The following is a 21,474-nucleotide window of genomic DNA, read 5'->3' as shown; positions in this document are numbered from 1 at the left end:
GCGCAGTGCGCGATACGGACCTGCGCAAGAGAAGATCAGGAGCGCGCGGGCGGAATACGCAGCCGCCCCAGCGCAACTCGACTGCGCAGGATGCCAGGCCGGTTGCGCAGCCCGATTGCGCAACGCCCGTCCGGGGCTGCGCAGTCGGCTGCGCAATCACTGAGCGCCCGGGCTGAAGGCACCGTGGTCGGCCCGACCATGACCCCGACCATGGACTTCGTGTCCCCATCGTGACCATGGTCGGGGGTTCATGGTCGGTGGTCGGGTCGGGGTCGACGGGTTTTCTCAAGGTCAGCAACTACACGTCCTGACCTGGGAGTTTGACCATGTCCCCTGGCAAGCAGGCCTCACAGAGCGAGGCCGCTGCTCCGATGGCGGCCAGCGCCCGGCTGGAGGCGATGCGCCGCCGCGTACGCCTCTCACGCGTGGCGGTCTGGACCGTCATCGCGGCCGGCCCCATCGCCCTGTGTGTCGCCGTCGCCTCCACCCCGACCACGGTCGCGGCGGCCCCCGCGGCCAAGCCCACCGCCGTGCGCACCGCGACATCCGCCGCCGACCCGGGCGGTTATGCGCAGGTGTTCGTCGGCGCGTGGTTGCGTAGCAGCGCGAACGACGAGACGAGTGCGCAGGCGCGGCTTGCGCAGTCGATGGCGCCGGACGTCGAACTGCCCGACCCGGCCACCGATGCGCAATCGGCGCCTCAGTCCGTGACGGCGGTGCGCAGTGCGCAGCGGGCCGACGGTGCGTGGTCGGTGACGGTGGCTGCGCAGTACGCAGGCGGATCGGTGCGGTACTACGCCGTGCCGGTGGCCTGCGACAGCACGGGCTCCTCGTTCACGGTGACCGGTGCGCCCGGCGTGGTGGCCGGCCCGGCCCGGGCCGAGGTGCCGAAGTCGTCGTACGCCGTGACCGTCCCCGAGGGGGATCTGTCCTCCGCTATCGGGCAGTTCCTCGCCGCCTACCTGACGGGGGCTGGTGAGGTCGACCGCTACCTCGCGCCCGGCGTACAGCTCACCGCCGTCTCCCCCGCCCCGTACACGGCGGTCGCCGTCCAGGAGGTGTCCGCCGTCGAGGAGGCCGCGGCCGCCGAGAAGGTGTCGGCGGACGGCACGACGGTGCGGGTCCTCGCCTCGGTGGAAGCCCGGGACGCGACCGGCCGGTGGCCGCTGGCGTACGAGCTCACGCTCAAGGCCCGCTCGGGCCGGTGGGAAGTCGCCGCGCTTGAGTCCGGCACTGCTCAGGACGGGGGTGCCCGATGAACACCGTGCACAGCCTGATGCTCGCCGGCCAGCTGGACGACCTCGGCAACAGCTGGATCAACATGTTCAAGGAGTGGGCGACGAAGGGTCTGCAGGCCGGTCTGATTTGCCTGGTCGTCGTCATCATGATCCAGAAGTTCTCACTGAAGGCGGGGATCGGCGCCCTGCTCCTGATGGTGATCGCGCTGGGTCTGTACAACTCGCGCAATGACCTGGCGAACATGTTCACCGACGAGGTGAAGAACCCGTCCAAGGGCGCGCCCGCCGCTCCTGGGGTCGTCCGGTCCGAACTCCCGGCCTCGCGTGACCACTCGCCGGACGCCGGGGGCTGGCTGTGAGCGCGGCCGCCGCGGCACGGGTGGGCCGCTTCTACACCTCAGCCCGCCGCCATCCCTGGGTACTGGGCAAGGTCGCCGACTGGAAGATCCCGCTCGGCCCGTACACGCCCGCGCAGATCGCGGTCACCGTCGGCGGCGGCTTCCTTCTGGTCAAGACGATTAGCTGGTGGTCGTGGATGGGGCCGGTCCCCATCGTCGGGTGGGGCCTGGTCATCTGGATGGTGCGCCGGCCGAAGGTCCGGGGCCGTGCCCCGATGCAGGCCGCGTTGGGCTGGGTGCTGCTGGGCTGGCAGCCCCGCGGTGGGCGGATCGGCGGGCGGGCCGCCCGCGACCGCGCTGCGCACCCGCTGCTCGGCGGCTTCACTATCGAGGACACGCCCGCGCTCGTCCCCGCTGCGCAGGCCGCGCCCTCCCGTGCGGTGCAGCGGCGTCCAGTCCGGGCGCCGCACCCGCGCCCGCGTCCGGCGGCAGACCGCGCGTCCGCACCCCGCTGCACCCAGCCGGTTGCTCCCGTGGCGGCAGCGGGGCCGGTGTCGGGTGTGCAGCAGCTGCTCGCGCTCGCCCAGCAGAGCGGGGGTGCGCGATGAGGGTTCCGATCCGTCACATCGCCGGGCATCTGGTGTGGTCGACACAGGGCAGCGTGTGGGCCGTCTACCGCCTGCACCCGGGCCCGGACACGCAGGGTCGCCGCGAGGAGACCGTCCAGGGCACCTACGTGCCCTCCCCGGTCCGCGACGAACAACTGGCAAAGATCACCCACTTGGTGCGCTCCCTGTCCGGGGCCCCGCGCCTGTACGGCATGTGCGCCCAGGTCGACCCGGGTGAGATCGCCCTGCGCATGATCGAGGGCATCGAGCCGGCCGAGCAGGCACCCGGTGCGGGCCGGCACCCGTGGGTGGAGAACGTCGAAGCCACCCTGGATCTGCTGGACGACCAGGAGATGCATCGCCGCACCCTGTGGCTGGCCGTGCCCCTCCAGACCGAAACAGGCAGCCTGCAGGTGTCGGCGTCCCTGGGCGCGGCGTGGGCCGAGGTCGCACCGACGCTGGGCATGCGCCCGGCGCCGGTGGCCCGGCGCGAGGTAAGCGCGTACCGCGAGCAGGCCTCACGGGTGGAGGCCGCACTCGCCGGCGGCATCGCCTTCCGCCCGGCCCGCCCTGCGGAGATCGTGTGGATGATCCAGCACGCCCTGCACCGCGGCCTTGCCGAGCCGCTGCTGGCGGAGGCCGAGACCAGCGAGATGTATGGCGGGCAGCTCCGCAACGGGGTGCTGCGCTCCCCCAGCTACGCCGACCTCGGCCAGGTGCGCCTGCAGGAAGGCGGCATCGACCCCGACCTCGACGACGTCGACGAGCTCAAGAGCGCGGGCCGGATCACCCGGTCGGGCCGCAAGGCCTGGTGGCGAGTGAACACCGGCTCGCCGCTCGGGCGACGCTGGCTGCAGGTCGAGTCCGACAACGGAGTGGGCTACCAGGCGCAGTTGGCGCTGGCCGAGTGCCCGCCCGCGGTCAGCCAGGACGCCGCCGACCTGTTCGCCCAGCTCGAGCTGCTGGACTTCCCCGTCGACTACACCGTCGACCTCACGCTCGTGCCCGCGGAGAAGGCACGCGACCAGGTACGCCGCAAGAAGAACGAACTCATCGACCAGGCCGACCAGTACGACGCCCGCCCCACCGGCATGCCCGCCTCGCTGACCGAAGCCGCCCGCGACCTCGGCGAGCTCGACGCACGCCTCTCCCGCACCAGCGTGGAGGTCGAGGTGCAGTCCGTCACCGTGCTGACGGTGTGGGGGCCGACCGCCGCCATCTGCGACGCGAGAGCCCGCGCCCTGGCCGCACTGCTCGGTGGCGCCGACTACCGCGCCGTGCGCCCGGCCGGCCTGCAGGAGGCCCTGTTCACCCTGGGGCTGCCCGGCACCGTACGGCCGGGTGTCGTACGGGAGTTCACCCAGCACCAGGTCTCCGAAGACTGGGCGCTGTCCGGGGCCTTCACCGCTGCGGAGGTCGGCGACCCCACCGGCATGTTCCTCGGCATCGACCTGGACTGCGGCACCACCCGGCCCGTCATGATCAACGTGGCGGATGCGCCCAAGGTCGACGCCTCCGCCTCGATGGGCATCGTCGGGGACCTCGGCGCGGGCAAGAGCGTCCTGCAGAAGCTGATCGCGGAGGCGGTGTGGGCGCGCGGCGGCTGCGCGATCTGCATCGACCGCACCCCGGTCCGCGAATGGGCGACCTTCGCGCGCACCGCCGCCAAGGGCCGTGTCCAGATCATCGACGCCGCGCAGGCCGAGGTGTCCATCGACCCGCTGCGCATGTTCGACGGGCCCGAGGGACGGCACTACGCCCTGTCCTACCTCACCCTGCAGCTCGGCATCGGCCCGATGAGCACCAGTGGCGAGGTCCTCCACCACGCCGTCGAGCAGGCCGCCCTCAGCGATGTCCCGTCCATGCACCGCGTCCTTGAGGTCCTCGAGGAGATGGCGACGCGCGAGGCGGGCAAGCGGCAGGACGCGGCCGCGACCCTCGCCGGCCTCATCCGGGTCGTCGCCACCAACTCCCTGGCCCGGATGGTGTTCGACCCGACGCTGCCGCCGGTGCGGCTGGACGCCTCCAGCGCCTCCGACATGATCGTGATCACCACCACTGGTCTGAAGCTGCCCCCGAAGGCCGCGTTCGCCAACCCCGAGATCCTGCACCAGCAACCGCTGGAAGCTCTGATCGGACGCGCGGTGCTCTACCTGATCGCCGCGATCGCCCGGCAGACGGCTTTCGAGGACCCCGAGCGGTTCACCGCGGTCGTCCTGGACGAGCTGTACTGGCTCACATCGTCCGCCGAAGGCACGGCGCTGGTCCACGAGATCCTCCACGACGGCCGCAAGCACGGCGCCGGCCTGTTGGCGGGCTCGCACGACGCCGAGGAACTGGGCCCCGACCGAGGCCTGATGGCCTACCGGGCACTCGCCCGCACCGCCGACCGTGAACGCGCCCGCCGCGGCCTGGAGTTCGTCGGGCTCGACCCGAACGACGGCGAACTGCTGCGGCTGGTGACCACCGGCCTGTCCCCGGTCGGCCAGAAGGGCCGCGAAGGCGAGTTCCTGCTGACCTGCCCGCGACAGAACACCGGCCGCATCAAAGTCTCCATCCCCCGCATCCCGCGCATCACCACCTCCATCACCACCACGCCAGGACGCCGCATGAGCGCTGTCTCCCCCACGGTGCCGGAGCCGCCCTCTGGTGAGGCCGCACAGACCCGTTCGAAGGAAACCGTCTGATGACCACTTTGTCGTGGGACCGCTCGAAGCGTGTCGCCGCCACCGTGAGTGTCCTCACCGTGATCGCCGTCGTCGTCGCCGTCGTCGTGCTCGTCCTCGGGGTGGGCGTGCCTCAGGCGTGGTGGCCGCACACCGGGCAGGCCTTCGCCGCAGACGCCGCGCACCGAGATCCCTGCGCCCTGATCGTGGGCCCGGCTAAGGCGTACTGCGAGCGCGGCGCAGCGGCCAATGCCTCCGCCGGCCATCAGAACGTGGCCGGCGGGGCGTGGAGGCTGGTGTCTGCCGGTGCAGGTGTGGGTGCTCTCGTGGTGTGGCGCCTGCAATCCGCCGCTGGGCAAAGGCGGCGCTGACGTGTTCCGTCCAGACCGCGCGACCCTGCGTTCCGCCGGCTTCGTCGTGCTGCTCACCGGCGTGTTCCTCCTGGTGAACACCCAGGTCGTGTACGCGGCCGGCAGCAACAGCGAGACCGGAGACCTGCTTGCCCCGCTGAACATCTACTCGTCCGAGGGTGTGCCGATCGACGGGTACGACCTGAACGCCGAAGGCGGGTCCATCGTCGCCTTCAAGACGCAGGCCCTGGCCTTCGCCTTGTCCGGGCTGTTCACGCTGATCCGGCTGCTGGTTGGGCTGCCCGGGTGGGCGATCGAGGTGGCCTTCCGGTTCCCGCTGCTCAAGCTCCTCACCAAGCCCGCGCAGAAGGTCGCCGACACCTACGACACCGTCGTCGTCGACACGCTCGGGATCAAGGGGCTCTTGCTGGCCTGGGCGTTTGTGTTCGCGGGGTTCATGATCGTGCGTGGCCGGGTCGGCCGCGGTCTGGGCGAAATCTTCCTCACCCTGCTCATCGGGGCGATCGCCGCTTCGGCTCTCATCCGCCCCGACACTCTGCTCGGCCCGGACGGTCCGCTGGGGCAGTCCCAGCAGGTGGCCGCCGAGGTCGCCCAGCAGAGCGTCAACTCCTACGACTGGGGCGGCAAGATCGCCAGCTATGACCCGTGTGCGGGCATGGCCGGCAACGCCGAGATCAAGTGCGAACAGCGGGAGGGCGAAGGACCGGTCTCCTCAACGGAAGTAGCCCGTCCCATTCAGGATTCGATCACCAACGCCTTGATTGTCAAGCCGTACATGCTCCTTCAGTACGGGCGCATCCTCGACCCTGCCAAGGACTCCGACCGCAAGGCCTACGCCGTCCACCTGAAGTGGATCACTGGCGGGTACCTGCCCAGCTCGACCACCTCGGACAAGGCGAAGGACGCCTGCCACCTAATCCACGGGCCAGCCAAGGCGTACTGCGAGCGCGACGTCGACGACAAAGCCGGCCACAACTGCGATGGACTTGACGGCGCAGCGAAGCAGCTCTGCAAGAGCGACGGGCTACCTGAGCTGACGCCGGGCGGCCAACTGCTGGACGCCTCCAATGCAATCGTCACCGACGAGGACCAGGCCTTCGCCGCGTTCCTCGACGACATGAAAAAGGCTGGCCCTGTCGGCAAGTCATGCGCCGCCTACGCCGAAAAGCCCACGTGGTGGCGCCTCGGCGGCGCCTTCCTGCTGCTGATCGCCGCGCTGTTCATCTGCGGCATGCTGCTGTCCAGCGCGATCATTCTGCTCGGCACCCAGGGTGTATGCGCAGCCGCAGCTGCCATCGGCGGCGTCACCTTCGTCGCGGGCATGCTGCCCGGTCCCGCACGCCAGTCGGTGTGGAAGTGGCTGTCCGTGTGGGGGATCGCGGTCCTGGCCGTAGTCGGGATCTGCGCGTTCATTCCCTTCTTCGGGATCGCCGTCGACGCCACGATTACCCACGGCCCCGACCTGATGGTCGAGCGGATCCTGCTGATCGACGTCCTGGCCATCGCCGGCGCGGCGGGACACCGCAGACTGCTGACCGGGATCGCCTCCTTCGGCCGGCGCATGGCCATGCGGATGCGGTACGCCAAGGTCGGCGGCACCCACCTGCCCGGCGACACCTCCGAGCTCGGCGCCGCTCTCGCCATGAACTCCCCCGCCGCGATGGGCGGTTACGGCGCGGGGCTGCGCGCGTTCACCGGTGGGGGTGGCGGCCGGTTCGGGATGCTCGGTACCCGGCAGCGGCTGATGGGCGCGCTCACCTCCCTGTTCGACGGCGCCGGCATGCCGGTGGACACCGGCGGGATCCTCGCCGATGCCACGGCCGAAGCCGGGCGCGGTCTGGCCCCGCTGACGGCGGCCGCGGCGGTGGGCGGGCTGGGCGCACGGCTCGGCGTCAAGGGTGCTGGCTGGCTGCTGATCGGACGGCGGCCGGACAGGGAGCAGTTGGCCAAGTGGCGCAAGCCCACGGCCGACGGCGATCCGAATGCGGGCGGGCCGTCGGACGGCGGGGACGGTGGTTCGGGCGGCACGGGGCCGCGTCGGCCCTCGGGCCCGCCCGACCGGTATCGCAACGACCAGGGGCAGGTCGTCGACCGCAACACCGGCCAGGTGCTGCACGACCAGAACAGCGACCGCACGCTGCTGTCGACCCGGGCACACAATCGGCTGGTCCGTTTCCGCGGGTACCGCATCCTGCACCGCGGCGGCCGGGCCGCGTACGGGGCGACCGTTGGCCTGCCGGCCAATGTGCGCCGCGCGCGGTCGGGAGGCTCGCGCTACTCTCAGGACGCCCGCCAACAGGTGCGGGTGTGGGGCAACACCGTCCGCGAAGACGGCCGGGCCTGGGGCGACACCGGGCGGCACGTCGCCCGGGTCATCCGCGACCACACCGACGACAGCGGCGGAACCGGTCCGTTCACCAGCCGCCGCCTGCCGACCGCAGCCACTCCGGCCGCCACCCCCCGCCCGGCACCCCGTCCGCGGCCTGCGCCCGCCGGTCGTCCTTCGGGCCGTCCGACCCCTGCCCCACCACCGCCGACCACGCCTGCGAGCGGGCCCGCAGCAACTCCGCCTCCGGCACCGCTCCCCCGCCGGAACGGCCCTGCGCCAGTGCCTCGGTCCGATCTCGGCAGGCCCGGGCGTCCGGCGCGCCAGGGCCCGGACCGGTCCGGGCCGGTCTTCCCCGGCGGAGGCGGTGCTCGCAGCAGCACCCGTGACGAGGCGCATCGCCGGTTCCAGGACCTGATGCGGCGGACTGCGTCCGATGCCGAGCGCCGGCGCCAGGAGCGGGCCCGGCAGGCGGAGGACGGTGAGGACGAGTGAGGCCGTCCCGGCGCCGTCTGGCGCGGTGGGGGTGTGTGGTGATGCTGCTGATGTTCGCCGCCGTGTGCTGCGCTGCACCGGTCGGGAACGCGATCAGCGCGTACGTCGCGCTGAAGACGGGTCAGCAGGACGACGGCGGGATCGCCGAGGGCGGCAGTGCCGCGGACATCCCCGCCCGGATGCTGACCGCCTACAAGAAGGCTGTACAGCAGGTCGGGAAGTATGTGCCGAAGTGCCAGGGCATGCGCTGGCCGATCCTTGCCGGAATCGCGAAGGTCGAGTCCAACCACGCGGTGGGCCGGAACATCGCCGCCAACGGCGACATCCGCCCGAAGATCTACGGGGTTCTCCTCAATGGCTCCGGCCAGGGCGGCAACACCACCGTCGTCCCGGACACCGACGGCGGCAAGTGGGACGGAACCTCTCAGGGGGAGCGTGCAGTCGGTCCGTTCCAGTTCCTGCCCTCCACGTGGGAGTCGATCGGCGAAGACGGCAACGGCGACAAGGTCGCCGACCCGCACAACGCCGACGACGCCGCGCTCGGCGCCGCGATCTACCTGTGCGGAGGCGGCCGCGACCTGACCAAGCGTGCCCAGCTCAAGGCCGCGATCCTGCAGTACAACCACTCGGACGAGTACGTCGCCAACGTGCTGGGCTGGATCGACCAGTACACCGCGGCCGCCAAGGACCCGGACCTGAAGAACGTCTCGGGGAAGGTCCGTACTGTGATCGACGCGGCGCTCTCCCAGCGGGGTGTGCCCTACTCGTGGGGCGGCGGCAACGCCCAGGGTCCGTCGTACGGGATCTGCTGCTCACCCAGCGGCAAGAGCGGCGCGAGCATCAAGGGCTTCGACTGCTCGGGGCTGACCACCTACGCGTACGCCAAGGCCGGCATCAGCCTGCCGCGCACCGCGGCCGCGCAAGCCGGCGTCGGCCAGCGCATCCCCGCCAGCCTCGGCACGAGCGCCCTCAAAGTGGGCGACCTCGTCTTCTATGCCTACGCCCCCGGCCGCGATTCCACGATCTATCACGTAGGGATCTATGCCGGCAGCGGTCAAATGATCAACGCCGCCCGCCCGGGCACGGTCGTCCGGCTGGACTCGGTCAACGCCATGTCGGGCTATGCGGGGGGAGCGCGGCTGCTGTGACCACCATCCCGCGCTCACCGCGTCTGCTGGTGCTGAGCACCGCCCTACTCGCCGTCGTCGGCGTCGCCCTTCTCGGCCTGCCGCACGGTCAGCAGCCACCGGCCCCGGCGGCATCTCTGCCCGCTCACGCAACCACGGATCCGTCACCTGCGGCCCCTACACCGACCACTGACGCGCCGGCCGTCGGCACTCCTGCCTCGACGCCCGCCGCGTCGACACCGGCGGCCGGTCAGTCCGCACTGCCGCCCCACGGCGAGGGCACGGCCGGCGATGCGGCCATCCAAAAGACGTTGGAGGCCGCGTGGCCCCCAGATCTTCCCTCCGGCGACGCACGCGAACTGCTGGCAGCGGGACGCGACCTCCTGCGCGCCGACGCCACCGGGATCGGCCGCGCGCATTGGCCTGCGGTCTTCCCCGCCTCCCGGCAGGGCCTCGCGCCGGCGTTCGCCACCGCCCGTTTCCGGATCCAGGCCGCGATCGCCCGCCGCGACGGCAGCCCGGACAAGGCGGTGGTGCACCTGGTGTGGGCCGGCACCGACCGCGGCGGCACCTTCACCGACGGCCGCATCACCGACTGGCACTTCACCCGCACCAACACACTGAAGGGGGCGTCCACGTGGACTCCGCAGCCCCGTACCTGACTGGCCCGGCCTCCGCATCGGCATCCGGTCAGGTGCTCGGCCTCGTCTTGGGCATCGTTCACACCGTCGGCTGGGTGATCACCTACTGGTGGGTGGTGGCCTTGGCCGCCGTGGCGGTCTGGGCCACGGGCGAGGCGGCGGTGCGCCATCTGGCGCGGAAGGCCTCGGCCGAACGGATGGCGCTAGAGCTCGTACCGTCGCGGCATTTCGACCCTGGTCTGGAGGAGATCTTCCGCCGGGGTGTGCAACTCGCCCGAGCGTCTACGAGCATGCCGTGGTGGGCGCCGCGCCGGTCGAAGACGGTGCAGATCAGGCTGCGCGCCGACGGCTCCAGCCCGCTGCACTACCGCATCGAAGGCCCGGCCGGCGGCGAACGCCTGCTGTCGATCACGCCGTTCGGTCCTGCCGTCACTGTGAACCGGGCGCGTCCCCTCGTCGACAAGCCCCGTGACCACGTCGTGCGGGCGGAGTTCATCCTGCGCGGCAAGCCGACCGCACCCCTGCGTGAGGTTCCGCTGAACCCGGACCCGTTGCAGCCGCTGATCGACGCCGTCTCGGACCTGCGTGCCGAGCTGGGGGACCTCGCCGAGATCCGGCTCGACATCCAGCGCGCCCCCAAGTGGGCCCTGCGGGCGCGCCGTCTGCAGCTGATGAGCGACGCGCGACGCGCGGAGCGGCGCGAGGCCCAGCGGGCCGCCCGGTGGGTGCGGCAGGACGCCACCGGCATCGAGGACTCGCTCACCTGGCAGCTGCAGCAACTGGTAGCCGGCAAACAGGGCGGAGGCGGGCGCCGACTGGTCATGCCGCCCGTCCCGCGCCGGGTGGACCCGGAGGAGGCGCTGGGCAAGCTCGCCGAGGACGACCACCTCGTGCGGGTGCAGCTGCTGGTGATGTGCGCCTCGAACACCGAGGGCCGCGCCGAAGCGCGGCTCGCTCAACTCCAGGCCGCCCTGGATGTGTTCGGCGGCGGCTCGCGCTGGGCGATGCGGGGCTGGAGGGTAGGCCCCTGGCGGTTCGGGGCGGACCGCTGGCCCAGCCGGCGCGGCTTCGAACGCCGCTGGACTTTGGGGCACTGCCAGCCACCCCGTCCGAACTGGGTCCGGCTGGAAGAGCTGACCGGCCTGCTCAAGCCGCCCACGACGCACTGCCGTCTGCCTCTGCTCGCCGGCGACCTGCCGACGTTCGAGCATGGCGATCCCGAGCTGTTGCTGCAGGGGATCTACCGCGGCCCGGACGGCCGTCGGCGCCTGATCGCCACCTACGCCAAGGAGACGCTGTTCGAGGTCGGGGTGGGCAAGGCGGGCGGCGGCAAGACGGAGCGCGCCCTCGCCCAGGCGATCGGCTGGGCGCATGCCGGCGGCGGGCTGATGTTCGTCGACCCGCACCGCGACTCGTGGCCGCGTGCCCTGCCGTTCCTCGCCCACGACCACCTGATGCCGCGGATCGCGCTGGTCGACCTCAACGCCAGCGGGCCTGCGTCGCAGCTCAGTTGCTGGAACCCGATCGGTATGCACCAGGGCCAGGTCGCGCACGAGGTCGTCGAGGCGACCGCCGACGCCTACGCGTCCGTGCTCGGCTGGGAAGACGCCACCGCTCCCCGCGCGCTGACCATCTTCACCGCCGCCCTGGCAGTGCTGGTGGCCGTCAACGAGGCCGCCTGCCAGGCCGGGCGGCCGGAGGACCAGGCCACGATCTTTCACGTGCGGTCCCTGCTGACCGACCCGGTCTTCCGTACGACGGCGCTCACCGCGGTCGAGGGGCGCCTGGACGAGGAGACCCGCTCCTGGTGGCGGACCGTGTTTCCCACGCTGCCCACCGACGCGTTCGCCGTCGTCCTCAATCCGATCGCCCGCCTGGCCGCGAACCCCGTCACCCGCGCGTTCCTCGGGCAGCCGGCCGGTATCTACAACATTCGGGGCGCGATGGACTCGCGGATGATCGTGTGGGTGTGCCCGGGCGGGAACGGGCCCACCGACCGGCTGATCACCGCGCTGCTCGCCCGGGACCTGCTGCGCGCCGTGCGCTCGCGCCGCGACACCCCCGAAGCCCAACGGGTGCCGTTCCGCCCGTACTTCGACGAGCTGATCACCCTCACCGGCGCAGCCCCGGAAACGATCGCCGCGATGTTCGAGGACTTCCGCAAGTACAAGGTGCACGTCCACGGCATGACCCAGCTGCTGGCCCGCCTTCCCATCCCGGTGCGACTGTCGCTGGTGCAGAACGCCTCCACCCTGGCCTCGACCGCGGGTTCGCAGTCCGCCGTCGCCCCGATCACCGCCGAGTGGGGTGACCGTCCAACTCCGGATGTCGTCGCCGCTCTGGACCGCTTCGAGCACTACATGTCGCTGACCGTCGAGGGCCGCCGTGTCGGTCCCGTCCGGATCACAGGCCCTCACCTGGACAACGTCTTCGCCGACTACGCCCGCCCGGGCCAGGCCGGGGCACTGGAGCGCGCCGCCCGGGCCACGGCAGGCGCCGCCCCACTGGACCAGCTCACCGACCGGGCCGAAAACCAGCTCACCCGCGTAGGCGCCTTCCTCGCCCAGTCCTCCGCCGCCCAGCCGGCCGTCCATCTGCAGAAGAAAAGGAAGTACAAGTGACCACCGCCTTCGAGACCATGCCGTCCGGCCGTACGCCCAGCCCCATCGAGCCGCTGCCGCATCAGCTCCTGGCCGTGCTCGGCCAGCACCGGATGGCGACCACGAATCAGCTCCACGAACTGCTGCGGCCCGGCACCGCGCGGCAGACCGTCTCCGCGCCGCTCAACAAGCTGCGCCGCGACGGCCTGGTGGACTACACCGTGCTACCGCAGTCCAACCGGTCCCGCGCCTGGTACCTGACCAGCGAGGGCGCCCGGCTGACGAAGGACTTCCCCTCGCTGCGGGGACGCCCCGCCTATCCGATCAGCTCGGCCACGGCGGCTTCGCTGAAGACGCCGCACACCTTGACCGTGCTCCGCAGCCACCTCGCGTTCGTCGCCGATGCCCGCCGCCGCGGCGACGAGCACGGTCACCTGGACTGGACACCGGAGGTCTCCCACCCGCTCAGCGACGGCGAGCGGATCATCACGGACGCGGTCATGCACTACACCCTCATCGAGGGCGAGGAGCGCACCAAGTTGCGGGCGTTCGTCGAGGTCGACCGGGCGACCATGGGCAGCGAGCGGCTCGCCTCCAAGCTGATCGAGTACGCGCGGCTGTGGTCGTACGAGCCGCAGCCCGTCGGCCGGCCCCGCTCGCGGCAGCCCGCCGCTGCCGGGCCGGTGTGGCTGCGCTGGTATCCCGTGTTTCCCCGGGTGTTGTTCGTGCTGACCGGGGCCTCCCGGTACGTCCTGGGCAACCGGATCAGTGACCTGCAGGCCATGGTGGCGGAGCACCCGCTCGTGGGCACGCTGGCCCGGCAGGTGCCGATGGGGGCGGCAGTCCTGGAGGACCTCGAGGACCGGGGGCCCACCGGTGACGTCTGGGTGCCTCTGGCCGGCGGCGATTCGAGGCCGTGGACCGAGCTGTGACACGGCGGCCCTGCGGCCCGTCGATTGTCTCAGCCTCGCAACTGCCTCCGAAACCCCTTGAGATTTGCTCACGCGAACCAATATTTTACTACCGCACAGCAGGGCGGCAGGCTCAAACCAACCCTTCCTGCCCTGCACATGGGGGATTCCTGATGACGCAAGCAACGGAAAACGCTCGACGGCGACGTGATCACTGTGTGGCCGCCCCCAAGCCCGCGAGGCCGGTAAGCACCCCTGCTCGCAAACCCGGCAAGCCTGCCCCCACCGGGCCAGGACCACGCAACCTCCTTGATTCCAGGCCGTTCAGCGAAAGGACACAGCCCCATGACCAGTCGGAACACCACAGCGTTCGGCAGACGCGTCACTGCGCTGGCGATCGCCGTCGGCCTTGGCCTGGGCGTCTCCGCCTGCGCGGACGGCGGCCGGGACCAGGACCGTCCGGCGGCGAAAGCGGGCGGCGGCTCTGCCCCGCACGAGCAGCTACAGACGGACAAGCCTCTCGCCAAGCTGCAGGGCCAGGGCGGCCTGTCCCTCACGATCACGTCGGCCAAGCGGGACCCTGTCGGCTACGTCACCGTGCGTGGCGATCTGAAGAACGACGCGTCCACCGTGGCCGTGGTCCCCGCGGAACTGCGCGGCGACGAGTTGAAGGTACTCAGGACCGGCCCGTCACTGGGTGGGGCGACCCTCGTCGACTTCGCCCACAAGAAGCGCTACTACGCTGCGCGACACGGAGGGACGCCCCCTCACCACGACCGGCCTGTCCACGCTGAAGGCCGGTGAAAGCGCCCACGTCTTCATGCAGTTCCCCTCGCCCCCTGCGAGCACGGTCGGATTCCAACTGCCCCTGTTCGACACCGCGAACATCAAGATCACCGAGTGAGGTGAGCGCCCGCATGGTCACCACCCGATCGCGGATCACCGCTCCGCTCCTCGCCCTCACTGTCGCGGCAAGCATCCTGGCAGGCGGGCCGGCCGGGAAGGCTGCCGCTGCTCCCCTTCCGAGCGCGGCCGCCTCGGGCGCGTACGCGCTTTTCACCCTCGACCCGGGCAGCCCCGGCCTTGCGCTCCGCGACGGTGCGACGCTCGCCCCTCCCAAGATTCTCGACCTCGGTTCGCAGCCTGTCGGCATTGGCGAGGTTGTCGAGGACCAGGAAGGATCCGAACGCCGCGAGGACACAGGAACGCAGGTGACTTTCGACCTGCAGGCTGAGGTGCTCTTCACCAAGGACAGTGCGCGGCTGAGCAGTTCGGCACAGTCCCGTATCGCCTCGGTCGCCCGGGAGATCGAGCCGCAGCCGGGAACCGAGGTCCGGGTGTACGGGTTCACCGACAACCTCGGTTCCTCCTCCCATGGCAACGCTCTCTCCCAACAGCGTGCCGTTGCCGTCCAGAAGGTGCTGGCCCAGGAACTGCGCGGCACGGCGGTCACCTTCGACACCCACGGGTTCGGCGAGCGGCATCCGGTGGCCTCCAACGCCACCGAGGCCGGCCGCCAGCAGAACAGGCGAGTCGAGATTTCATTCTCCCGCACAGCGGGCAGGCAAGGTTAGTTCGACGATCCGAACTCTCCCTGACGGTATGCGGGTGCGACGAGCGAAGACACAGAACTACAAATCGACTTCCGGTTCCGAAAGTGACCGGATACGTCCCGAGTTGTAAGGGTGAACTCAAATATCAAGCTGGGAAGTTGACTGGCATATGCGTAACCTTGCGATCACGCAAATGCATTACCGCAGCTGGACCAGGCCGCGGTTCTGGGCCGCCGCATGTCGGAGGCCGGGGGCAGCGGTCGACCGCACCGCGTCGCACGGGGAGACAACGTGACAGCTACACAACGACGCCTTTCGGGGCTCAATATCTCCGCTGTTCGCACCCGGAAGCACGCAACCGCGCTGCTCCTCGCCGGCAGTCTGCTAGCGCTGGCCGGGTGTAGCGGCAGCGACTCGGACACGTCGTCCAAGCCCAGCCCTACCCCGACGGCTGTCTCACCGTCCCCCAGTTCCACCGTCGACACCGCGGACGCCGCGGTCATCGCGGCGTACACCAACTCCTGGGACGCACAGACGAAGGCCTACAGCAAGGCCTCCTCGGCGGGCACCGACCTGAAGAAGAACACCACCTTGAGGGCCCTGTTCGACATCGAGCACGACCTCGAGGTCATGCGGAAGGCCGGACAGGTGACGACCGGGAAGCCGGTGATCCATCCGAAGGTCGTGAAGGTCACCGACGCCAAGATCCCCACGGCCACGCTGACCGACTGCGTCGACACGACGCACTGGACGCTGATCGACAAGGCCTCGAAGAAGCCGGTCCCGCTGCCCACGACGCGGCTCATCAAATACGTCAGCACCGCAACGCTTGAAAAGTGGGGGACAAAGTGGATGGTCACGAAGTTGACCGCTCAAGAGCAATCCTGCTGATAGGGCGCCTCGCCGCACTCACCGGCGTCCTCGCCCTGGCCTCGGCCGGTGTCGCGCACGCCGGCGGCGGTCCCGACGTCGGTGCCGGTAAGTGCCAGGTCATCAAGTTCTGCGTCGACGTCGGCGTCGGTGACGAAAGCGGCGGCAGCGGCGGGCAGGCGGGTGGCTCGCAAGGCGGCAGCGACAGCGGCGACAGCAAGGTGGAGTGTAAGTACCAGAAGGTCGATCCGAAGCCTCCGGCCGCATGGCCGGGCTGGAAGGGCGCCGATCCCAAGAAGAACGACGTGTACTTCTACGGGTGCACGGACGGCGGCCTGAACAACCCGGACGGCTTCGTCGTCGTGCCGCTGGGGCAGCAGCCGGCGCCGCAGGTGGACCCCCGGGTGTTGGCGCAGCGTGCGGTGGACTCCATGACGCTGCTCGGCCCGGACATCGCCAGTCCGCGGGCGGCCGGGAAGTACACCGTGGGTGTTCCGATGTGGATGTGGGTCAACCAGAGCGCAACGACTTACGGACCGAACACCGCGACGGCCACGGCGGGCGGGGTCACCGTCACCGCGACCGCGGAGGTGTCGAAGATCGTGTGGTCGATGGGCGACGGTGCGTCGGTGACCTGCAACGGCCCCGGTACGCCCTACGCGTCGTCCGAGGGCATGGCCCAGTCGCCGACCTGTGGACACGTGTACTCCAAGACCTCGGCGGCCAACGGCAAGTTCCCGGTGACTGCGACCTCGACGTGGACGATCAACTGGCAGGGCGGCGGACAGGCCGGGCAGCTCGCTGAGGTACGGCAGACCAACGTGCAGGTAGCAGTCGGCGAAGTACAGGTCGTCAGGTAACGCCGCCGGAAGGACAGAACGGTGAGCAAGACCCAAGAACGTGTAGACACAGTCGGGCCGAACGGAGTCCCCCAGCAAGGGCGCGTGGCCGGACCCGTGGCGCCTCCCCGGGTGTCAGCACGCAGGCGACGGCCGGGTGTCATCGCCCTGTCTCTGGCACTGATCGCCGCCGGAGGCGCCGGAGTTGCCGTCCTGCTGCTCCAGGTCGGCAACCGCACGGAGGTCGTAACCGTGGTCCGGGACGTCCAGGTCGGCCAGGTCCTGACCGAGGACGACCTGGGCAGGGCGTCCGTCGCCCTGGACCCGGCGGTCAAGGCCGTGCGCGCCGACAACCTGAAGTCTGTCGTGGGCAAGCGAGCCGCCGTGGAGCTCAAGCCGGGCTCGTTGCTGGCCCCTTCCCAGGTGACGAAGGATTCGCTGGTGAAGGCCGGCGAGCAGCTGGTGCCGATCGGCCTGGAGCCCAAGGAGATCCCGGCTACCGCTCTGGTGCCGGGCCAGAAGGTGCAGCTCGTGCACGTCCCGGCTCAGGGAACAGCGGACACCGGCACCAGCTCCGATGCTGCGCCGCAGACGATCGACGGCCGGGTCGTGAAGGCGTCCGGCGCCGCCCCCGGTACGGGCATCGTGGTCGTCGACGTGGCCACGGCCGCCGCCGAGGGCCCCACGGCCGCCGCGTGGGAGTCGGCCGGCACCCTGCGCCTGGTCCTCGCTGCTCCGGACGGCAGCTGATGGCTGTGATCGCGCTCGCCGGGTGCAGCGGAGCACCCGGCGTGACCACGAGTGCCCTCGCCCTGCTGCTGTCGTGGCCGCTGGAGGCGGGACGGCGGATGATCCTGGCCGAATGCGACCCGGACGGCGGAGCCGTGCTGCACGGCCTGCTGCAGGGCACCCTCGGCGACCGGTACGGCCTGCGCAACCTCAGCGTCGCCGCGCGCAAAAACGAGTTCGGCGAGGCCTTCTGGCGGCAGCTGATCGACCTGAGCAGCGACGACGGGAAGAAGGAGTCCCCGCACGACCGGCTGCTGCTGCCCGGCATCACCGATCCCGCGCAGTCGGCGAGCCTGGGCCAGGTGTGGAAGATGCTGGCGCAGATGTTCCGCGGCATCGAGGCGGACCACGGTCACGACGTCCTGATCGACCTCGGCCGGCGCGGAGCGTACGGACCCTCGGGGGTACTGGCCGAACAGGCCGACGCCACGTTCGTGGTGGTCCGCAACACGCTGCGCTGCCTGCAGGCGGCAGAGGGCCGGGTGCGTGCGCTGGAGGAACGCGTCGGTGACGTCGGCGTGCTGATGATCAGCGAAGGTCCGTATCCCGCAGGCGAAGTACAGCGCGTGCTGCAGGTGCCCGTGGTGGCCACGTTGCCGTACGCGCCGAAAGACGCCCGCGTGCTGTCCGACGGCGTCGAACAGCCGCGCCATTTCACCAGGTCGCCGCTGATGAAGGCCGCGCGCGCAAGCAGTACCGCGCTGGTCCAGCGGGCCGCTCTGCGCCGGGCCCGCCTCGATCCACGCGGCCCGCACGCCGCAGACGAAGAGGTGACCCGTGCACGCTAGGCCCCTGCACCCCGACCCCACGGTGGCACCACTGCCCCAGGCCAACGGCACGCCCGCGCCCGCCGGTGCCGCTTCCAGCACCCACGTCCTCGGGACGGCGGCGCCTCAGGTCACCGTCGACCACCGGGTGGCCCGTGACATCGCGTCCCAGGTCGCCAAGCAGCGTGAAGAGCTCCTCAAGTCCCAGCCCGGCATGGACCGGGCCAGCGAAGAGCAACGCTGCCTGAACTGGATCGCCGAGGCCGTCGCACTGTGGTCGGACGCCGAGGCGATGACACCACAGCAGGACGAGGCCCTGCGCCGCGCCGTGTACGACATCCTCTTCCGGGCCGGCCGGCTCCAGCCGTACCTGGATGACGACCGGGTCGAGGACATCATCATCCAGGGGCCGCGCGAGGTCTGGCTCGACTACGGCGACGGCGAACGCCGCCAGGTCGCTCCGATCGCCGACTCCGAAGAGGAACTGCTGGAGCTGCTGAGGGAGTTGGCGCGGGGCTCCGGGCATAGCGAGCGCACCATTTCCACCGCGAGCCCCACCCTCGCGCTGTCCTTGCAGGACGGCTCCCGTCTCCAGGCCATCACCGGTCTCGGGCCGATGACCTACGCGGTCATCCGCCGGCACCGGGTCTCCCATGCGAATCTCGACGACCTGGTCCGGCTGGGCACGATCGACCCGATTCTGAGGGAGTTCCTCGGCGCGGCCGTCCGCGCGGAGAAGAACATCATGATCGCGGGGAAGCAGAAGGCGGGGAAGACCACCTTGCTGCGGGCGATGCTCCGCGAGTTCGACCCGGAGACCCGGTTCGCGACCATCCAGACCGAGGACGAGCTGTTCGCCCACGCCAACGGCTACCACCGGCAGGTCGTCTCCTTGGTGGGCCGCGAGTCCAACGGGGAGAAGGACGTCACCGGCCGCGGCGCCGGCGAGGTCACGCTCTTGGACCTGATGCATCCGGCGCTGCGGATGTCGCTGGAGCGGATCGTGGTCGGTGAGGTACGCGGTCCCGAGGTGGTCGCGATGATGCAGGCGCTGACGAACGGGTCGGGCGGCAACCTGTGCACGATCCACGCGCGTCGCCCGGACATCATCTTCGACCGGATCGCCGAGCTGTACGCGCTCGCCCAGGAGAACCTCTCCGAGCAGCTCGCCTACCGGCAGACCGCCAACGGTCTCGACATGATCGTGTACGTCGACATGACCGACGAGTCGCAGATCGGCGGCCGCCGACACCGCTACGTCTCCCACGTCCTGGAGCTCACCGGGATCGGCGAGAACGGGCGGCCCGCCACCAACACGGTCTTCTCCCCCGGCACGGAGTTCGGCGAGGTGCGGGCTGTGCCCCGCATGGACCCGGGATGTATCGACGACCTGCGCCGCGTGGGCTTCGACTCGTCGCTGCTCCAGCAGCCCTACGGGGCCTGGCCGGCGCCGCTGGCGCTGAAGGTGGGGGTCCGCCGATGATCCTGCTGCTCGCACTGCTCAGCGGCATGGCCATGGTCGGGGGGATGATCGGCGTCATCGCGGGTCTCGTGGGCACCACGGCGCCGCGCCGGGCCCCGCTGCGCCGGCGCTGGCAGGCGGCCCTGCACGGTTCGCAGCCTGAGAGCGAGGACGCCCGGCTTCGCCGGCGGACCCTCATCGTCGCGGCCGTCGTGGTCTTCGTGGTCGTGTGGCTCGTCTCGGGGAACTTCGTCGGCGGTGCCCTGCTCGGCGCGGCCGTCGTCGGGGTGCCGTGGCTGATCACCCCCGCGCAGATGGCGCAGGAGCGGATCGGGCAGCTGGAGGGCTTGAGCGAGTGGACGCAGCGGCTGGCTGGCCTGCTGCGCCTCGGCATGGGCCTGGAACAGGCGGTGATCACCAGCCGTCAGGGGGCACCGGACGCACTGGCCGCGCAGATCGTCACCCTGTCCGACCGGCTGCGTCTGGGGTGGCGCCCGGAGGGAGCTCTCCGCGCGTTCGCCGACGAACTGGACGACGTCACCGCGGACAAGGTGACCGCCGCGCTCATCCTGGCGGTGGGCGACCGCGGCCCGGGACTGGCTCAGGCTCTGGAGGACCTGTCGAACACCGTCCGGGAGGAGGTCGCCAGGAAACGCGCCATCGAGGCCGACCGGGCCAAACCGAGGACGACGGTGCGGTGGATGACCATCATCACCGTCGGCGTGGTGGTCGCGGGCTTCTTCGTTCCTAGCTACACGAAGCCGTACTCCACGCTCCTTGGACAGCTCGTCCTGGCCTTCCTGACGGCCGGGTTCGTCGGCGTGCTCGCCCTGATGCGGCAGCTGGGCCACTTCCGCCGCATCCCCCGCTTCCTGGTTACCGACCCGGCCAGCGCCGTCCGGCTGCCCGCGCCCGCCCCCGAGCCGGACCTGCCGATCTCCGCCCGGGAGCCGGAAGGAGCCACCCCGTGAACGTGATCCCCGTTGTTCTCACCGGCGGCACGGTCGGCGCCGGCTTCGCGCTGCTGATCCGGGAACTCCTGCAGCCGCAGCCCGCGTTGGGTCCGGCTCTTCGGCGCAGCGCTCCGGCGACGCTCACGATGCCCGAGCCGGAGCTGGACCGCGACGAGGTGTGGGGGCGGTGGCTGCTGGCCCGCCTCGAACGTCTGCCGGGCGTACGGATCCCGACCACCAACCTGGCCCTGCTGGGGCAGGGGCCGGGCCAGTTCATGCTCAAGAAGACCGCGCTCGCCGCACTGGGCCTGCTCTGCCCGGTGATCGCGACGATTCCGTGGATCATCGCGGGCGTGGGCCTCCCGTTCTACGTGCCCAGCATCGTCGGACTCATCCTCGCGGCTCTGCTGTTCATCACGCCTGATCTGTCGGTGCGGGACCAGGCCAAGCGCGCCCGGGAGGAATTCGCGCACGCGCTGTCCGCCTACCTCGACCTGGTCGCACTCAAGCGGGCCGCCGACGCCGGCCCCGCCGAGGCCCTGGAGAAAGCGGCAGCTGTCGGCGAGGGCTGGCCCTTCCTGTACCTGCTGGGCGCGCTACGCCGGGCCCGGCTGGAGAAGATCCCCCCGTACCAGGCACTCACCGAGCTGGCTGCCGAGTACAACCTGCCCGTCCTGGACGACGTCGCCGACATCATGCGGGGATCGGCCACCGACGGCGCCGCCGTCTACAAGGCCCTGCGGGCCCGCACGGCCGCACTCAACGCCGAACTCCTGGCTGACCAGGCCGCCGAGGCGAACACCGCCAGCGAAAAGATGACCGCCCCGGGGGCCCTCCTGGCCGTCCTGGTGATGCTGCTGATGGCCTTCCCCGCAGTGATCCGCATGCTGACCGTCTGACGCCAACCCGATTCGTTCAAC

At 70.8% G+C, this 21,474-nt stretch carries 19 protein-coding genes; all 19 read left to right on the top strand.

Going from position 1 to position 21,474, the window contains the following annotated elements; all coding sequences use genetic code 11:
* Positions 1 to 326 precede the first annotated feature (326 nt).
* Positions 327 to 1,259 carry a conjugal transfer protein gene (locus JF597_RS43325; protein ID WP_294009690.1) on the top strand — a complete coding sequence of 311 codons (933 nt, stop codon included), beginning with the start codon at positions 327 to 329 and terminating at the stop codon, positions 1,257 to 1,259.
* Positions 1,256 to 1,597, top strand: a complete 342-nt coding sequence (locus tag JF597_RS43320) for a hypothetical protein (protein WP_294009687.1) — start codon at positions 1,256 to 1,258, stop codon at positions 1,595 to 1,597. Before JF597_RS43325 ends, JF597_RS43320 begins: the two co-directional genes overlap by 4 nt.
* Complete coding sequence (locus tag JF597_RS43315; RefSeq protein WP_294009685.1) at positions 1,594 to 2,184, top strand: hypothetical protein; 591 nt, start codon at positions 1,594 to 1,596, stop codon at positions 2,182 to 2,184. Before JF597_RS43320 ends, JF597_RS43315 begins: the two co-directional genes overlap by 4 nt.
* Positions 2,181 to 4,871: an ATP-binding protein gene (locus JF597_RS43310; protein ID WP_294009683.1), complete on the top strand. Its 2,691-nt coding sequence runs from the start codon at positions 2,181 to 2,183 to the stop codon at positions 4,869 to 4,871. Before JF597_RS43315 ends, JF597_RS43310 begins: the two co-directional genes overlap by 4 nt.
* Entirely contained in the window at positions 4,871 to 5,221 is a 351-nt protein-coding gene (locus JF597_RS43305) for a hypothetical protein (RefSeq protein WP_294009680.1), read from the top strand. The genes JF597_RS43310 and JF597_RS43305 overlap by 1 nt, the downstream gene beginning before the upstream one ends.
* Position 5,222: 1 nt before the next feature.
* Positions 5,223 to 8,042 (top strand): hypothetical protein, encoded by a 2,820-nt coding sequence (locus tag JF597_RS43300; protein WP_294009678.1) that lies wholly within the window; start codon positions 5,223 to 5,225, stop codon positions 8,040 to 8,042.
* Between the two features lie 41 nt (positions 8,043 to 8,083).
* A complete protein-coding gene (locus JF597_RS43295; RefSeq protein ID WP_294009675.1) occupies positions 8,084 to 9,190 on the top strand; it encodes a bifunctional lytic transglycosylase/C40 family peptidase in 1,107 nt (368 codons plus the stop codon).
* The gene (locus JF597_RS43290) at positions 9,187 to 9,831 is read left to right on the top strand and encodes a hypothetical protein (protein WP_294009673.1); all 645 of its coding nucleotides are present in this window, start codon (positions 9,187 to 9,189) and stop codon (positions 9,829 to 9,831) included. Before JF597_RS43295 ends, JF597_RS43290 begins: the two co-directional genes overlap by 4 nt.
* Complete coding sequence (locus JF597_RS43285; RefSeq protein WP_294009671.1) at positions 9,807 to 12,431, top strand: ATP/GTP-binding protein; 2,625 nt, start codon at positions 9,807 to 9,809, stop codon at positions 12,429 to 12,431. The genes JF597_RS43290 and JF597_RS43285 overlap by 25 nt, the downstream gene beginning before the upstream one ends.
* Positions 12,432 to 12,448: 17 nt before the next feature.
* Positions 12,449 to 13,342 carry a replication-relaxation family protein gene (locus JF597_RS43280; protein ID WP_294009692.1) on the top strand — a complete coding sequence of 298 codons (894 nt, stop codon included), beginning with the start codon at positions 12,449 to 12,451 and terminating at the stop codon, positions 13,340 to 13,342.
* Between the two features lie 324 nt (positions 13,343 to 13,666).
* On the top strand, positions 13,667 to 14,125 hold the full coding sequence (locus tag JF597_RS43275) for a hypothetical protein (protein WP_366916522.1): 459 nt from the start codon (positions 13,667 to 13,669) through the stop codon (positions 14,123 to 14,125).
* Between the two features lie 113 nt (positions 14,126 to 14,238).
* Positions 14,239 to 14,895, top strand: a complete 657-nt coding sequence (locus JF597_RS43270) for an OmpA family protein (protein WP_294009669.1) — start codon at positions 14,239 to 14,241, stop codon at positions 14,893 to 14,895.
* A 216-nt stretch (positions 14,896 to 15,111) separates the two neighbouring features.
* Complete coding sequence (locus JF597_RS43265) at positions 15,112 to 15,765, top strand: hypothetical protein (RefSeq protein ID WP_294009666.1); 654 nt, start codon at positions 15,112 to 15,114, stop codon at positions 15,763 to 15,765.
* Positions 15,723 to 16,604, top strand: a complete 882-nt coding sequence (locus JF597_RS43260) for an ATP/GTP-binding protein (protein ID WP_294009664.1) — start codon at positions 15,723 to 15,725, stop codon at positions 16,602 to 16,604. The genes JF597_RS43265 and JF597_RS43260 overlap by 43 nt, the downstream gene beginning before the upstream one ends.
* A gap of 111 nt (positions 16,605 to 16,715) precedes the next feature.
* A complete protein-coding gene (locus tag JF597_RS43255) occupies positions 16,716 to 17,333 on the top strand; it encodes an SAF domain-containing protein (RefSeq protein ID WP_294009661.1) in 618 nt (205 codons plus the stop codon).
* Positions 17,333 to 18,160, top strand: coding sequence for a hypothetical protein (locus tag JF597_RS43250; RefSeq protein ID WP_294009658.1), 828 nt, complete (start codon positions 17,333 to 17,335; stop codon positions 18,158 to 18,160). Before JF597_RS43255 ends, JF597_RS43250 begins: the two co-directional genes overlap by 1 nt.
* On the top strand, positions 18,150 to 19,622 hold the full coding sequence (locus tag JF597_RS43245) for a CpaF family protein (RefSeq protein WP_294009656.1): 1,473 nt from the start codon (positions 18,150 to 18,152) through the stop codon (positions 19,620 to 19,622). Before JF597_RS43250 ends, JF597_RS43245 begins: the two co-directional genes overlap by 11 nt.
* Positions 19,619 to 20,572 carry a type II secretion system F family protein gene (locus tag JF597_RS43240; RefSeq protein ID WP_294009654.1) on the top strand — a complete coding sequence of 318 codons (954 nt, stop codon included), beginning with the start codon at positions 19,619 to 19,621 and terminating at the stop codon, positions 20,570 to 20,572. The genes JF597_RS43245 and JF597_RS43240 overlap by 4 nt, the downstream gene beginning before the upstream one ends.
* Positions 20,569 to 21,453, top strand: coding sequence for a type II secretion system F family protein (locus tag JF597_RS43235; RefSeq protein ID WP_294009652.1), 885 nt, complete (start codon positions 20,569 to 20,571; stop codon positions 21,451 to 21,453). The genes JF597_RS43240 and JF597_RS43235 overlap by 4 nt, the downstream gene beginning before the upstream one ends.
* Positions 21,454 to 21,474 lie beyond the last annotated feature (21 nt).

Source organism: Streptomyces sp. (assembly GCF_019510245.1).
Lineage (GTDB): Bacteria > Actinomycetota > Actinomycetes > Streptomycetales > Streptomycetaceae > Streptomyces.
Note: the sequence above shows the minus strand (reverse complement) of the source record. Positions and strands in the feature narration are given on the sequence as shown.

Bases quoted from the DNA above. Each gene is read 5' to 3' on its own strand.
- JF597_RS43270 (WP_294009669.1), top strand. From the start codon at position 14,239: ATGGTCACCACCCGATCGCGGATCACCGCTCCGCTCCTCGCCCTCACT.
- JF597_RS43295 (WP_294009675.1), top strand. From the start codon at position 8,084: ATGCTGCTGATGTTCGCCGCCGTGTGCTGCGCTGCACCGGTCGGGAAC.
- JF597_RS43240 (WP_294009654.1), top strand. From the start codon at position 19,619: ATGATCCTGCTGCTCGCACTGCTCAGCGGCATGGCCATGGTCGGGGGG.
- JF597_RS43320 (WP_294009687.1), top strand. From the start codon at position 1,256: ATGAACACCGTGCACAGCCTGATGCTCGCCGGCCAGCTGGACGACCTC.
- JF597_RS43325 (WP_294009690.1), top strand. From the start codon at position 327: ATGTCCCCTGGCAAGCAGGCCTCACAGAGCGAGGCCGCTGCTCCGATG.
- JF597_RS43280 (WP_294009692.1), top strand. From the start codon at position 12,449: ATGCCGTCCGGCCGTACGCCCAGCCCCATCGAGCCGCTGCCGCATCAG.
- JF597_RS43275 (WP_366916522.1), top strand. From the start codon at position 13,667: ATGACCAGTCGGAACACCACAGCGTTCGGCAGACGCGTCACTGCGCTG.
- JF597_RS43265 (WP_294009666.1), top strand. From the start codon at position 15,112: ATGTCGGAGGCCGGGGGCAGCGGTCGACCGCACCGCGTCGCACGGGGA.
- JF597_RS43250 (WP_294009658.1), top strand. From the start codon at position 17,333: ATGGCTGTGATCGCGCTCGCCGGGTGCAGCGGAGCACCCGGCGTGACC.
- JF597_RS43305 (WP_294009680.1), top strand. From the start codon at position 4,871: ATGACCACTTTGTCGTGGGACCGCTCGAAGCGTGTCGCCGCCACCGTG.
- JF597_RS43310 (WP_294009683.1), top strand. From the start codon at position 2,181: ATGAGGGTTCCGATCCGTCACATCGCCGGGCATCTGGTGTGGTCGACA.